The 296-nt window shown below is 41.6% G+C and carries 1 tRNA gene; it reads right to left on the bottom strand.

The features are described from left to right. Positions 1–11: 11 nt before the first annotated feature. A tRNA-Lys gene (locus AN944_RS21160) sits at positions 12–87 on the bottom strand. Between the last annotated feature and the right edge of the window lie 209 nt (positions 88–296).

Below are 296 nucleotides of genomic sequence, written 5' to 3'. Positions count from 1 at the left end.
TTTTAGAAAAGTGGTGGGTCGTGAAGGATTCGAACCTTCGACCAATTGGTTAAAAGCCAACTGCTCTACCAACTGAGCTAACGACCCATCTGTATTTCATTAAAACCTATGTTTTAATTGGAAAGAAAGCCAACTGCCTAATTAAACTAAACAACTGAGCTAACGACCCATCTAGGTTTTGCTTCTAAATCTATGCCTAACTGGCAACACTTTCAGAAAAGTGGTGGGTCGTGAAGGATTCGAACCTTCGACCAATTGGTTAAAAGCCAACTGCTCTACCAACTGAGCTAACGACC

Origin of the sequence: Shewanella sp. P1-14-1 (genome assembly GCF_001401775.1) — a bacterium.
GTDB lineage: Bacteria > Pseudomonadota > Gammaproteobacteria > Enterobacterales > Shewanellaceae > Shewanella > Shewanella japonica.
This window is presented reverse-complemented; position numbering and strand designations above follow the sequence as displayed.